The organism is Pseudomonas sp. 273 (genome assembly GCF_029201425.1).
GTDB classification, from domain to species: domain Bacteria; phylum Pseudomonadota; class Gammaproteobacteria; order Pseudomonadales; family Pseudomonadaceae; genus Pseudomonas; species Pseudomonas delhiensis.
Window position 1 is genome coordinate 2,216,286 of sequence record NZ_CP116775.1, and the last position, 13,220, is coordinate 2,229,505.

Annotated in this window: 8 protein-coding genes, 2 tRNA genes, 2 rRNA genes and 1 pseudogene; 9 read left to right on the forward strand and 4 right to left on the reverse strand. The window is 63.7% G+C overall.

The features are described 5' to 3' along the window. Window positions 1–43 precede the first annotated feature (43 nt). The 4 genes from PKO50_RS10700 to rrf all read left to right on the forward strand — a co-directional run bounded on the left by PKO50_RS10700 (window position 44) and on the right by rrf (window position 3,584). Window positions 44–120 (forward strand) — tRNA-Ile (locus PKO50_RS10700). A 15-nt stretch (window positions 121–135) separates the two neighbouring features. Beyond that, a tRNA-Ala gene (locus PKO50_RS10705) sits at window positions 136–211 on the forward strand. A gap of 232 nt (window positions 212–443) precedes the next feature. Then, window positions 444–3,334: ribosomal RNA gene (locus PKO50_RS10710) — 23S ribosomal RNA — on the forward strand. A 134-nt stretch (window positions 3,335–3,468) separates the two neighbouring features. Beyond that, window positions 3,469–3,584 (forward strand): 5S ribosomal RNA (rrf, locus tag PKO50_RS10715). A gap of 637 nt (window positions 3,585–4,221) precedes the next feature. On the opposite strand, the gene fabB is transcribed toward rrf, so the two are convergent. The 3 genes from fabB to PKO50_RS10730 form a co-directional block, all read right to left on the reverse strand. Then, window positions 4,222–5,439: a beta-ketoacyl-ACP synthase I gene (fabB, locus tag PKO50_RS10720; protein ID WP_089394911.1), complete on the reverse strand. Its 1,218-nt coding sequence runs from the start codon at window positions 5,437–5,439 to the stop codon at window positions 4,222–4,224. 11 nt (window positions 5,440–5,450) lie between these two features. Next, window positions 5,451–5,966, reverse strand: coding sequence for a 3-hydroxyacyl-[acyl-carrier-protein] dehydratase FabA (gene fabA, locus PKO50_RS10725; protein WP_009618534.1), 516 nt, complete (start codon window positions 5,964–5,966; stop codon window positions 5,451–5,453). Between the two features lie 241 nt (window positions 5,967–6,207). Then, window positions 6,208–8,136, reverse strand: a complete 1,929-nt coding sequence (locus tag PKO50_RS10730) for an ATP-binding protein (protein WP_275629663.1) — start codon at window positions 8,134–8,136, stop codon at window positions 6,208–6,210. 197 nt (window positions 8,137–8,333) lie between these two features. Between PKO50_RS10730 and PKO50_RS10735 the strand changes: the two genes are divergently transcribed. The 3 genes and pseudogenes from PKO50_RS10735 (at window position 8,334) to sixA (ending at window position 10,180) form a co-directional block, all read left to right on the forward strand. Beyond that, window positions 8,334–9,356, forward strand: coding sequence for an NAD(P)H-dependent glycerol-3-phosphate dehydrogenase (locus PKO50_RS10735; protein WP_009618538.1), 1,023 nt, complete (start codon window positions 8,334–8,336; stop codon window positions 9,354–9,356). Window positions 9,357–9,366: 10 nt separating this feature from the next. Continuing rightward, window positions 9,367–9,720, forward strand: coding sequence for a DUF4389 domain-containing protein (locus PKO50_RS10740; protein WP_275629664.1), 354 nt, complete (start codon window positions 9,367–9,369; stop codon window positions 9,718–9,720). Continuing rightward, window positions 9,717–10,180: pseudogene (sixA, locus tag PKO50_RS10745) on the forward strand (phosphohistidine phosphatase SixA). Before PKO50_RS10740 ends, sixA begins: the two are co-directional and overlap by 4 nt. 42 nt (window positions 10,181–10,222) lie before the next feature. Here sixA and PKO50_RS10750 read toward each other — a convergent pair. After that, window positions 10,223–10,714 carry an MgtC/SapB family protein gene (locus tag PKO50_RS10750; RefSeq protein WP_109934327.1) on the reverse strand — a complete coding sequence of 164 codons (492 nt, stop codon included), beginning with the start codon at window positions 10,712–10,714 and terminating at the stop codon, window positions 10,223–10,225. 195 nt (window positions 10,715–10,909) lie between these two features. Between PKO50_RS10750 and PKO50_RS10755 the strand changes: the two genes are divergently transcribed. Both PKO50_RS10755 and PKO50_RS10760 read left to right on the forward strand, forming a co-directional pair. Then, on the forward strand, window positions 10,910–12,577 hold the full coding sequence (locus tag PKO50_RS10755; protein ID WP_275629665.1) for an AMP-binding protein: 1,668 nt from the start codon (window positions 10,910–10,912) through the stop codon (window positions 12,575–12,577). A gap of 17 nt (window positions 12,578–12,594) precedes the next feature. Next, complete coding sequence (locus PKO50_RS10760) at window positions 12,595–13,023, forward strand: hotdog fold thioesterase (protein WP_275629666.1); 429 nt, start codon at window positions 12,595–12,597, stop codon at window positions 13,021–13,023. The last annotated feature ends 197 nt before the right edge of the window (window positions 13,024–13,220 follow it).

Genomic DNA, 13,220 nt, shown 5'->3' on the forward strand with positions numbered 1-13,220 from the left:
ATTGCTTGATTCACTGGTAAGCGACGGTTAGGCAACCCTATATGGGTCTGTAGCTCAGTCGGTTAGAGCGCACCCCTGATAAGGGTGAGGTCGGCAGTTCGAATCTGCCCAGACCCACCAATCGTTGGAAAAGAGGGGGCCATAGCTCAGCTGGGAGAGCGCCTGCTTTGCACGCAGGAGGTCAGGAGTTCGATCCTCCTTGGCTCCACCATCTCCGAAATCGTCGAAAGCTCAGACATGAGTGTTCCGCTGCGAACATTGATGTCTGGTCTTTGTGCCAGAACCGTTCTTTAAAAATTTGGGTATGTGATAGAAGTAGACTGAATGATCTCTTTCACTGGGGATTGTTCAAGTCAAGGTAAAATTTGCGAGTTCAAGCGCGAATTTTCGGCGAATGTCGTCTTCACGTTCGAGACGTATGACCAGATTGCTTGGGGTTATATGGTCAAGTGAAGAAGCGCATACGGTGGATGCCTTGGCAGTCAGAGGCGATGAAAGACGTGGTAGCCTGCGATAAGCTTCGGGGAGTCGGCAAACAGACTGTGATCCGGAGATCTCTGAATGGGGGAACCCAGCCAGCACAAGCTGGTTATCACACACTGAATCCATAGGTGTGTGAGGCGAACCAGGGGAACTGAAACATCTAAGTACCCTGAGGAACAGAAATCAACCGAGATTCCCTTAGTAGTGGCGAGCGAACGGGGACTAGCCCTTAAGCTTCTTGGAATCTAACAGAACGCTCTGGAAAGTGCGGCCATAGTGGGTGATAGCCCCGTATGTGAAAGGTTCCAGGAAGTGAAATCGAGTAGGACGGCGCACGTGAAACGTTGTCTGAACATGGGGGGACCATCCTCCAAGGCTAAATACTACTGACTGACCGATAGTGAACCAGTACCGTGAGGGAAAGGCGAAAAGAACCCCGGAGAGGGGAGTGAAATAGAACCTGAAACCGTATGCGTACAAGCAGTGGGAGCCCACGTTGTTGGGTGACTGCGTACCTTTTGTATAATGGGTCAGCGACTTATATTCAGTGGCGAGCTTAACCGAATAGGGGAGGCGTAGCGAAAGCGAGTCTTAATAGGGCGTTTAGTCGCTGGGTATAGACCCGAAACCGGGCGATCTATCCATGAGCAGGTTGAAGGTTAGGTAACACTGACTGGAGGACCGAACCCACTTCCGTTGAAAAGGCAGGGGATGACTTGTGGATCGGAGTGAAAGGCTAATCAAGCTCGGAGATAGCTGGTTCTCCTCGAAAGCTATTTAGGTAGCGCCTCACGTATCACTCCAGGGGGTAGAGCACTGTTTCGGCTAGGGGGTCATCCCGACTTACCAAACCGATGCAAACTCCGAATACCTGGAAGTGTCAGCGTGGGAGACACACGGCGGGTGCTAACGTCCGTCGTGAAAAGGGAAACAACCCAGACCGTCAGCTAAGGTCCCAAAGTTATGGTTAAGTGGTAAACGATGTGGGAAGGCTTAGACAGCTAGGAGGTTGGCTTAGAAGCAGCCACCCTTTAAAGAAAGCGTAATAGCTCACTAGTCGAGTCGGCCTGCGCGGAAGATGTAACGGGGCTCAAACCATACACCGAAGCTACGGGTGCATCGCAAGATGCGCGGTAGAGGAGCGTTCTGTAAGCCTGTGAAGGTGAGTTGAGAAGCTTGCTGGAGGTATCAGAAGTGCGAATGCTGACATGAGTAACGACAATGGGAGTGAAAAACTCCCACGCCGAAAGACCAAGGGTTCCTGCGCAACGTTAATCGACGCAGGGTTAGTCGGTCCCTAAGGCGAGGCTGAAGAGCGTAGTCGATGGGAAACAGGTTAATATTCCTGTACTTCTAGTTACTGCGATGGAGGGACGGAGAAGGCTAGGCCAGCTTGGCGTTGGTTGTCCAAGTTTAAGGTGGTAGGCCGAACACTTAGGCAAATCCGGGTGTTCAAGGCCGAGAGCTGATGACGAGCTTTCTTTTAGAGAGCGAAGTGGTTGATGCCATGCTTCCAGGAAAAGCTTCTAAGCTTCAGGTAACTAGGAACCGTACCCCAAACCGACACAGGTGGTCGGGTAGAGAATACCAAGGCGCTTGAGAGAACTCGGGTGAAGGAACTAGGCAAAATGGCACCGTAACTTCGGGAGAAGGTGCGCCGGTGAGGGTGAAGTATTTACTGCGTAAGCCCACGCCGGTCGAAGATACCAGGCCGCTGCGACTGTTTATTAAAAACACAGCACTCTGCAAACACGAAAGTGGACGTATAGGGTGTGACGCCTGCCCGGTGCCGGAAGGTTAATTGATGGGGTTAGCGAAAGCGAAGCTCTTGATCGAAGCCCCGGTAAACGGCGGCCGTAACTATAACGGTCCTAAGGTAGCGAAATTCCTTGTCGGGTAAGTTCCGACCTGCACGAATGGCGTAACGATGGCGGCGCTGTCTCCACCCGAGACTCAGTGAAATTGAAATCGCTGTGAAGATGCAGTGTATCCGCGGCTAGACGGAAAGACCCCGTGAACCTTTACTGTAGCTTTGCACTGGACTTTGAGCCTGCTTGTGTAGGATAGGTGGGAGGCTTTGAAGCGTGGACGCCAGTTCGCGTGGAGCCAACCTTGAAATACCACCCTGGCATGCTTGAGGTTCTAACTCTGGTCCGTTATCCGGATCGAGGACAGTGTATGGTGGGCAGTTTGACTGGGGCGGTCTCCTCCTAAAGAGTAACGGAGGAGTACGAAGGTGCGCTCAGACCGGTCGGAAATCGGTCGTAGAGTATAAAGGCAAAAGCGCGCTTGACTGCGAGACAGACACGTCGAGCAGGTACGAAAGTAGGTCTTAGTGATCCGGTGGTTCTGTATGGAAGGGCCATCGCTCAACGGATAAAAGGTACTCCGGGGATAACAGGCTGATACCGCCCAAGAGTTCATATCGACGGCGGTGTTTGGCACCTCGATGTCGGCTCATCACATCCTGGGGCTGAAGCCGGTCCCAAGGGTATGGCTGTTCGCCATTTAAAGTGGTACGCGAGCTGGGTTTAGAACGTCGTGAGACAGTTCGGTCCCTATCTGCCGTGGACGTTTGAGATTTGAGAGGGGCTGCTCCTAGTACGAGAGGACCGGAGTGGACGAACCTCTGGTGTTCCGGTTGTCACGCCAGTGGCATTGCCGGGTAGCTATGTTCGGAATAGATAACCGCTGAAAGCATCTAAGCGGGAAACTAGCCTCAAGATGAGATCTCACTGGGGACTCGATCCCCCTGAAGGGCCGTCGAAGACTACGACGTTGATAGGTCGGGTGTGTAAGCGCTGTGAGGCGTTGAGCTAACCGATACTAATTGCCCGTGAGGCTTGACCATATAACACCCAAACAATTTGTGTGTTGATTGGTGAAGTCGACGAACCGAAAGTTCGTGAGAACCGCAAAGAATACCTGTCACATACCCGAATCGGGATGAGCGTGAGCGCAAGCCACGGGCATCCGAAAGAATTGCTTGACGACCATAGAGCGTTGGAACCACCTGATCCCATCCCGAACTCAGTAGTGAAACGACGCATCGCCGATGGTAGTGTGGGGTTTCCCCATGTGAGAGTAGGTCATCGTCAAGCACCTATCCCAAAACCCCTGATCAGCCTGGCTGGTCGGGGGTTTTGCTTTGGCGCGGGGAAAGCCAATCGCGGACAAGGTCCGCTCCTACGCCATGCCCACCTCCGGCTCCCCTGTAGACGCGCGCCCTGCGCGCGAATCGCGGGCAGGGCCCGCTCCTACAGTTACTCTGTGCGCCATGTGCCCGTAGGAGCGGACTCCGTCCGCGATCCGGCCGGCAGGCCGGCGATGCCGTATCCCCCGCGCCAAGGCCCGGCGGCGGATAACCGCGAACGGTTATTCGCCCTACGTCTAGCGCCACACCCTGTAGGAGCGAGCTTGCTCGCGAACGGTGCTTGCCGGCGGCAGTCGTGTTTCGGGTTGACGCCGTTCCCTCTCCCCAGCCCTCTCCCGCAAGCGGGAGAGGGGGCCGTTCGGCGTTGCCGGGGCGTTCGGTGTCAGCCTGGAACATCGGTTCGAATACGCAATCGTAGGGCGCATAACGCCCCAAGCGTTATCCGCCGTCGGCCCCACACCAGGTCCACCGGCGGATAACCGCGAACGGTTATCCGCCCTACGTGTCGCCTCCTCCAGGAGGTCCCAAAACACAGGCAACAAAAAAGGCGCCCCCGGGGCGCCTTTCTTGTATCGAGCTGACGATCAGCCGTTGAAGCGGCGCAGCACCAGGGTGGCATTGGTGCCGCCGAAACCGAAGCTGTTGCTCATCACGGTGTCGAGCTTGGCGTTCTCGCGGGTCTCGCGCAGGATCGGCATGTCGGCGACTTCCGGGTCCAGCTCGTCGATGTTGGCGGAGCCGGCGATGAAGTTGCCTTGCATCATCAGCAGGCAGTAGATCGCCTCGTGCACGCCGGCGGCGCCCAGGGAGTGGCCGGACAGGCTCTTGGTGGAGCTGATGGCCGGGGCCTTGTCGCCGAAGACTTCGCGGACGCCGCGGATTTCCGCCACGTCGCCCACCGGGGTGGAGGTGCCGTGGGTGTTCAGGTAGTCGATCGGGGTGTCGACGGTGGCCAGCGCCTGCTGCATGCAGCGGATGGCGCCTTCACCGCTCGGGGCGACCATGTCGTAACCGTCGGAGGTGGCGCCGTAGCCGATGATCTCGGCGTAGATCTTGGCGCCGCGCTTGAGCGCGTGCTCCAGTTCCTCGACCACCACCATGCCGCCGCCACCGGCGATGACGAAGCCGTCACGCTTGGCATCGTAGGCGCGGGAGGCCTTTTCCGGGGTGTCGTTGTACTGGGTGGAGAGGGCGCCCATGGCGTCGAACAGGCAGCTCTGGCTCCAGTGCTCTTCTTCACCGCCACCGGCGAAGACCACGTCCTGCTTGCCCATCTGGATCTGCTCCATGGCAGTGCCGATGCAATGTGCGCTGGTGGCGCAGGCCGAGGAGATGGAGTAGTTCACGCCCTTGATCTGGAAGGGGGTGGCCAGGCAGGCGGAAACGGTGCTGCCCATGGTGCGGGTGACGCGGTATGGGCCGATGCGCTTGACGCCCTTTTCGCGCAGGGTGTCGATGGCTTCCATCTGGTTCAGGGTGGAGGCGCCGCCGGAGCCGGCGATCAGGCCGGTGCGCGGGTTGGAGATCTGCTCTTCGGTCAGGCCGGAGTCCTTGATCGCCTGTTCCATCGCCAGGTAGGCATAGGCCGCGGCGTCGCCCATGAAGCGGAACACCTTGCGGTCGATCAGCTCTTCGAGGTTGAGGTTCACCGAGCCGGAGACGTGGCTGCGCAGCCCCATGTCGACGTACGACTGGTTGTGGCGGATACCGGCACGGCCGGCGCGCAGGTTGGCTGAGACGGTGTCTTTGTCATTGCCCAGGCAGGATACGATGCCCAGGCCGGTGATCACGACGCGACGCATGCGGATTACCCTTAGAAGCTGTCAGTGGAGGTGAACAGGCCGACGCGAAGGCCTTCGGCGCTGTAGATTTCGCGGCCATCGACGCTGACGCTGCCATCGGCGATGGCCAGGACCAGCGAACGGTTGATGGTGCGCTTGATGTGGATGTTGTAGGTGACCTTCTTGGCGGTCGGCAGGACCTGGCCGAAGAATTTCACCTCGCCCGAACCCAGGGCGCGGCCGCGGCCGGGGTTGCCCTGCCAGCCGAGGTAGAAGCCGACCAGCTGCCACATGGCATCCAGGCCCAGGCAGCCCGGCATCACCGGATCGCCTTCGAAGTGGCAGGCGAAGAACCAGAGGTCGGGGTTGATGTCCAGCTCGGCGACCAGTTCGCCCTTGCCATACTTGCCGCCAACGTCGCTGATGTGGGTGATGCGGTCGATCATCAGCATGTTCGGGGCGGGCAGTTGCGCATTACCCGGGCCGAAGAGCTCGCCGCGGCTGCAGCGCAGCAGGTCTTCTCGGGTGAAGGCGTGTTGTTTGGTCATGCGAGCTCCTCAAAAATCCTGAACGGCAGGGCGAAATCGATCGTCCTGCGGCTCCGCGCGCCTCATTCTTGTAGCGGCGTCCTGCGGCAGCCTAGTCATAGACTATTGCCTGTCGGTTAAAGTCACAGCACCGGGCGAACGGTTGTTCACTTTATTCCGGTGCCTCTGTTGCTCCAGCTGGGCGTTCATCTTGCCGATCAGCCTCGCAGGCCCACGAGTTTGGGCGAACAGGCCCCGCGGATCAACGCCCGGAGGTCAACCAGCGCTGCAGAATTTTCTGCAGATCGGCGCGCTTGAACGGCTTGGCCAGGTAATCGTCCATGCCCGACTCCAGGCACAGCTCGCGATCACCCTGCAGGGCATTGGCGGTCAGGGCGATGATCGGCACCTGCCGGCACCCGGCGAGTGCGCGAATCTGTCGCGTGGCCTCGTAGCCGTTGAGCAGCGGCAGGCGGCAATCCATGAGGATGGCATCGAATTCGTTGCGTTCCGCCGTGCGCACCGCCTGTGCGCCATCGCCGACCAGAGTGACGCGATAGCCGAGGCTGCGCAACATGGCTTCTATGACCGTTTGATTCACCGGGTTGTCCTCCACCAGCAGCACCGACTGGCCCGTGGCCGGCTCCGAGGCCCGCAGGGCGCGTGCGCCGGCGCCCGGGCCGCGGGCGTGGAAGGGCAGGGGGATCTCCAGGGTGAAGGTCGAGCCCAGGCCTTCCTCGCTGGACGCCTGCAGGGTGCCGCCCATGCGCTCGGCCAGGGTGCGGGCGATGGCCAGGCCCAGGCCGGTGCCGCCGTAGCGCCGCGAGGTGGACGAATCGGCCTGCTTGAAGGCCTCGAACATGTGCTCCAGGCGCTCCGGGGAGATGCCGATGCCGCTGTCGTTGACCGCGCAGGTCAGCCACAGCACCTCGTCGTCCAGGGCCTGCCAGCGCACTTCCAGACGGATGGCGCCTTCCTCGGTGAATTTCAGCGCGTTGCCCAGCAGATTGACCAGGATCTGCCGCAGGCGCGTCGGGTCGCCCCGCACCTCCAGGTACTCCAGCCCCGGCTGGACGTCCATGCGCAGCGTCAGGCCACGTTGCTGGGCGCTGTGCTGGAAAGCCAGCAGCGAGCCCTGGATCAGCTCCAGCACGTTGAAGGGGATGTGCTCCAGCTCCAGGGCGCCGCGCTCGATGCGCGAGAAGTCGAGGATGTCGTTGATGACCTTGAGCAGGTGCTCGGTGGATTCGGTGGCCAGCGCCGTGTACTCGGCCTGCTCGTGGTTGAGCTCGGTGGTCTCCAGCAGTTGCAGCATGCCCAGCACGCCGTTCATCGGCGTGCGCAGTTCATGGCTCATCATGGCCAGGAAATCCGACTTGCTGCGGTTGGCCTGCTCGGCCTCCTCGCGGGCCGCCACCAGTTGGGTGATGGTGCGCTCCTGCTCCTTGCTGGCCTGCTGCAGGCCGCGCGCCAGGTTGTTGATGTGCCGTGCGAGGTCGCCGACCTCGCCGTTGTCCAGCACCGGCAGGCTGGTCTGGTAGTCGCCGGTCTGGATCGCCTGGACCGCATTGGCCATGGTGCTGATCGGCGCCGCCAGGCGCTGCGCCAGGCGGCGGGCCAGCAGCAGCGTCAGCAGCAGGGCGAAGAAGGCCAGCAGGCTGGCCTTGAAGAGGATTTCCTGCTGACGTTCGCTGAAGGCGTCGTTGGCCATGCCCACCACCACGCGGCCCAGGTAGTCGGCATCGCTGGCCGGCTGGCCCTGGCGGCCCGGGGTGTGGCGCAGCGCGGCGGCGTCGCCGGGGACCTCGGGGGCGACGTGCTCGCGCTGGATGGCGGCGTGGAACACCTCGATCTTGGGCGCGACCTGGCCGTTGTCGCCGGGCGGCTGCTCGGCGTAGACGAGAATCTCGTCATTGCGGTTGCGCACCTCGATGAAGCGCACGTGCGGCGTGCCCAGGGTGGTGCGCAGCAGGCTCTGCAGGACCGGCAGGTTGCCCGAAAGCACGCCATACTCCGCTGCCGGGGCGAGCTGGTTGGCGATGAGCTGGCCGGTGTGGTTGAGCTCCTGGCGCAGGTCCTGCAGGCGCGAATGGGTGAAGTAGCCGGTCAGCAGCAGGGTCAGCAGCAGCGCGGGGCCGAGGCTGATGGCGAGCATGCGGTTCTGGATGTTCCAGCCCTTGCGCGGCGTCATGCTGCGTCTCCGGCGGCTGGTCGGTTCTGGCGGTGCTGCGTGGCGTGCACGGAACGGCCCTGTTCTCGATTCTCTACGGGGACGGATGTTAAACGAGGCGGGGCGCTTTGCCAGCGTGCGATGTGCACTGGCCGCCTGGCGGTGGCGCCTTATAATGCCCCAATCGCCGCCTGCGTGCGGCCCGTGATGGAAGTGACATGACTGAGCAGCAACCGATCGCCGTGCTGGGCGGCGGCAGTTTCGGCACCGCCTTCGCCAACCTGCTGGCGGAGAACGGCCAGCGCGTGCGCCAATGGATGCGCGACGAGGAGCAGGCCGCGAGCATCCGCGCCCTGCGCGAGAACCCGCGCTACCTCAAGGGCGTGCGCATCCACGAGAACGTCGAGCCGGTCACCGACCTGGCGGCGACCCTGAACGATTGCGAGCTCATTTTCGTCGCCGTGCCGTCCAGCGCGCTGCGCAAGGTGCTGGAACCCTTCGCCGGGCAACTGGCGGGCAAGTCGCTGGTCAGCCTGACCAAGGGCATCGAGGCGCAGAGCTTCAAGCTGATGAGCCAGATTCTCGAGGAGATCGCCCCGGCCGCGCGCATCGCGGTGATTTCCGGGCCGAACCTGGCCCGCGAGATCGCCGAGCACGAGCTGACCGCCACCGTGGTCGCCAGCGAGGACGAGGCGCTCTGCTCCCGCGTGCAGGAAGCGCTGCACGGCCGCACCTTCCGCGTCTACGCCAGCGGTGACCGTTTCGGCGTCGAGCTGGGCGGGGCGCTGAAGAACGTCTACGCCATCATCGCCGGCATGGCCGCGGCCCTGGGCATGGGCGAGAACACCAAGGGCATGCTGATCACCCGCGCCCTGGCGGAGATGACGCGCTTCGCCGTCAAGCTCGGCGCCAACCCCATGACCTTCCTCGGCCTGGCCGGGGTGGGCGACCTGATCGTCACCTGCTCGTCACCGAAAAGCCGCAACTATCAGGTTGGCTTCGCCCTGGGCGAGGGCCTGAGCCTCGACGACGCCGTCGCCCGCATGGGCGAGACCGCCGAAGGGGTGAACACCCTCAAGGTGCTCAAGGCCAAGGCCGACGAGCTGGGCGTCTACATGCCGCTGGTCGCCGGGCTCTACGCCATCCTCTTCGGCGGGCGCACCCTGGCCCAGGTGATCCAGGCGCTGATGAGCGGCGAGCCGAAGACCGACACCGACTTCATTCCCACCAGTGGCTTCTGAGGAGATACCCATGTCCGCTGATCGCTTGGCCGACCGTATGAACAAGGAATCCCTGGCCCTGCGCATCCTCTGGATGCTGCTGTTCGCCCTGGTCTGGTACGTCGCGCAGATGCTGCTCGGCGCCGTGGTGGTGGTGCAACTGGTCTACCGCATCATCTACGGCGCGCCCAGCGCCAGCCTGCTGGCCTTCGGCGACAGCCTCAGCCAGTACCTGGCGCAGATCGGCCGCTTCGGCACCTTCAACAGCGACGAGAAGCCCTGGCCCTTCGCCGACTGGCCGGCCGCCCGCGCGCCCGAAGGCGAGGCTGCACACACGGTGCCGCCGGCGCCGCACCCGGTGCGCGACGAGGAACCGAAGCTGTGAGGATCTGGCTGCTGCGCCATGGCCAGGCCGAGCCCCAGGCCCGCCGCGACGCCGAGCGGCAGCTGACCGCCCACGGCCGCAAGGAGGTGCTGCAGAGCGCCGGGCACCTGGCCGGCCACCCGCTGGATGGCATCCTGGCCAGCCCCTACGTGCGGGCCCAGCAGACCGCCGAGCTGGTGCGCGAGGCGCTGGGCTTCGACGGCGCGGTGGGCACCGCGCCCTGGCTGACGCCGGACGACGACCCCCGCGACGTGCTGCGCTTCCTCGACAACCGCAGCGAGCGCAACCTGCTGCTGGTCAGCCACCAGCCGCTGATCGGCGCCCTGGGCGGGCTGCTGGTGCACGGCAGCCGCGACGAGGCCTTGCCCATGGCCACCGCCTCCCTGGCAGAGCTGGAAGGCGAGGGGCGCTGGCGGGGCTGATGACCCTGGTTTCCCTCTACCACCCCGGGCGCGGCTGAAGGTTCCGCCGGGGCCCTGCGCGGGCCTCGGCGTTCCGCGCGTCAACTCGGCTTGTCGTCGTCCGTCAGGCTGACATCGTCGGTCGGCTCGCGGCCGGCCAGGCGCTGCTCCAGGCGGTTGCCCAGCACCAGGATCAGCAAGGTCAGCACCAGGCCGACGGCGGCGGTCAGCACGTGCCCGGTGCCGCAGGCCAGGCCGAGCATCGACGAGACCCAGATGGTGGCGGCGGTTGTCAACCCTTCCACGCGGTAGCGGCGTTCGTGATGGACGATGACTCCTGCGCCAATGAAGCCGATGCCGGTGAGCACGCCCTGGGCCACTCGGCTGGCGGCATCCGCGGTGGCCGGCTGCAGTTGCTGGATCACCGTGATCGCCAGCGCCGCGGCCAGGGCGGTGAGGGCATGGGTGCGCAGCCCGGCGGGGCGGTGGTGCAACTGGCGGTTGAGGCCGATCAGGCCGCCGAACAGGGTGGCGCAGAGCAGGTTGAAGAGCAGCGGCAACTCGGCCAGCGCGCTGTCGGTGATGAACGGCATGGGCAGCTTTCCACGGGGGCCTGCCGCTGCTTTTAGCAGTTCGCTGGCGGGCGCGCCATGCACTCCTGAAGCATCTCCCTACAAAAGTTCACATATCCCTTCTTGCCAGGCTGTAGGACGCATGGAATATTCGACCAAGCAAGTGCTTGGTTGATCTATCGCTACACCTCTAGAACAACAAGAAAGGAGGGGCATGTGGTCACTGCAATTCGTTCTCCGCTCGAGCAATTCCTGCAACGCGAGGCGCGCCACCCGGACAAGCGCTACCTGGTCCAGCCGCTGCCGGGCGGCCAGGTGCAAAGCCTCACCTGGGGCGAGGCCGGTGACCAGGCGCGACGTGCCGCCGCCTGGCTGCGTAGCCTGCAGCTGCCACCGGGCAGCCGCGTGGCGATCATCTCGAAGAACTGCGCGCACTGGATCGTCGCCGACGTCGCCATCTGGATGGCCGGGCACGTCTCGGTGCCGCTGTACCCGAACCTCACCGCCGAATCGGTGCACCAGGTGATGAGCCATTCCGAGGCCGCGGTGGCCTTCGTCGGCAAGCTCGACGACTGGCCGGCGATGGCCCCGGGGCTGCCGGCCGAGGTGCTCAGCGTGTCCCTGCCGCTGCACCCGGAAGGCCGCTTCGACCACAGCTGGGACGACCTGCAGGCCTGCGAGCCGCTGCAGGAGGTGTCGCTGCCCGACCCGGCCAGCCTCGCCACCATCATCTACACCTCCGGTACCACCGGCACGCCCAAGGGCGTGATGCACTCCTACGCCAACTTCGACTTCGCCGCCAGCCACGCCATGAAGCTGTTCGGCGTCGGCGAGGGGGACCGCCTGCTGTCCTACCTGCCGCTGTGCCACGTGGCCGAGCGGATGTTCGTGGAGATGGCCTCGATCTACGCCGGGCAGACGATCTTCTTCGCCGAGAGCCTGGACACCTTCCTCGCCGACATGCGCCGGGCGCGGCCCACGGTGTTCTTCGGCGTGCCGCGGATCTGGACCAAGTTCCAGATGGGCGTCTACGCGCAGATGCCGGCGCAGAAGCTCGACCGCCTGCTGCGCCTGCCGTTCATCGGCCGCCTGGTCGGGCGCAAGGTGCTCGCCAAGCTCGGCCTGGACGCGGTGCGCTACGCCCTGTGCGGCGCGGCGCCGGTGCCGCCGGCGCTGCTCGACTGGTACCGGCGCCTGGGGCTGAACGTGCTGGAGGTCTACGGCATGACCGAGAACTGTGGCTACTCCCACGTCTGCCGGCCCGGCAAGCAGCGCGAGGGCTGGATCGGCCAGTCCAGCCCCGGGGTGGAAGTGCGCATCAGCGACGAGGGCGAGGTGCAGGTGCGCAGCGGCGCGACCATGCTCGGCTACTACAAGGACCCCGAGCGCACCGCCGAGACCCTCACCGAGGACGGCTACCTGCGCACCGGCGACAAGGGCGAGCAGGACGCCGAGAGCAACCTGCGCCTGACCGGCCGGCTCAAGGAAATCTTCAAGACCGGCAAGGGCAAGTACGTCGCCCCGGCACCCATCGAGAATCGCCTGGCGGTGCATTCGCGGATCGAGCAGATCTGCGTGGTCGGCGATGGCCTGGTGGCGCCCCTGGGGCTGTGCGTGCTGTCCGAGGTCGGCCGCCAGGAGGCCGCCAACGGCTCGCGCTCGCAGCTGGAGGAGAGCCTGCGGCAGCTGGTGGAGGAGGTCAACGGCGAGCTGGACAAGCACGAGCGCCTGGCCGGGCTGGTGCTGGTGAGGGACGTGTGGAGCGTGGACAACGGTTTCCTCACGCCTACCCTGAAGATCAAGCGCAACGTGGTGGAGTCCACCTACGGCGCGCGCTTCAACGAATGGGCCGAGCGCCGCGAAGCGGTGCAGTGGCATGACTGACTGCCGGGAGTGAATGCATGAGCCAATGGCGCACTACGCCTGACCTGGAGGCGCTCAACGCCAACCTGAGGAACACCATCGGCGAGGTCCTGGACATCCGCTTCGAGGCGGTGGACGACGACTCGCTGACCGCCAGCATGGTGGTGGACGCCCGCACCCACCAGCCCTACGGCCTGCTGCACGGCGGCGCCTCGGTGGTGCTGGCGGAGACCGTCGGCTCCACCGCCAGCTACCTGTGCATCGACACCAGCAAGTACTACTGCGTGGGCCTGGAGGTGAACGCCAACCACCTGCGTGGCCTGCGCAGCGGGCGGGTGACGGCGGTGGCGAAGGCGGTGCACCTCGGCCGCTCCACCCACGTCTGGGAAATCCGCCTGCACGGCGACGACGGCAAGCCCAGCTGCATCTCGCGGCTGACCATGGCCATAGTGCCGCTGGAGCGCTAGGCGATACGGAAGACCTGTAGGAGCGGGCCCTGCCCGCGATTTCGCGCGCAGGGCGCGCTCCTACATGAAAACGCCATGGCTGGGGTGGTGTAGTCTTGCAGCCCGCGCCGGGATGCTCTTCGTCGGATCGAGGGGGCGCCTAGCTCTTGCTCGCGAACCTTGGTCCTGTGCTCCTATCTCCGCATCGTCATTCCTGC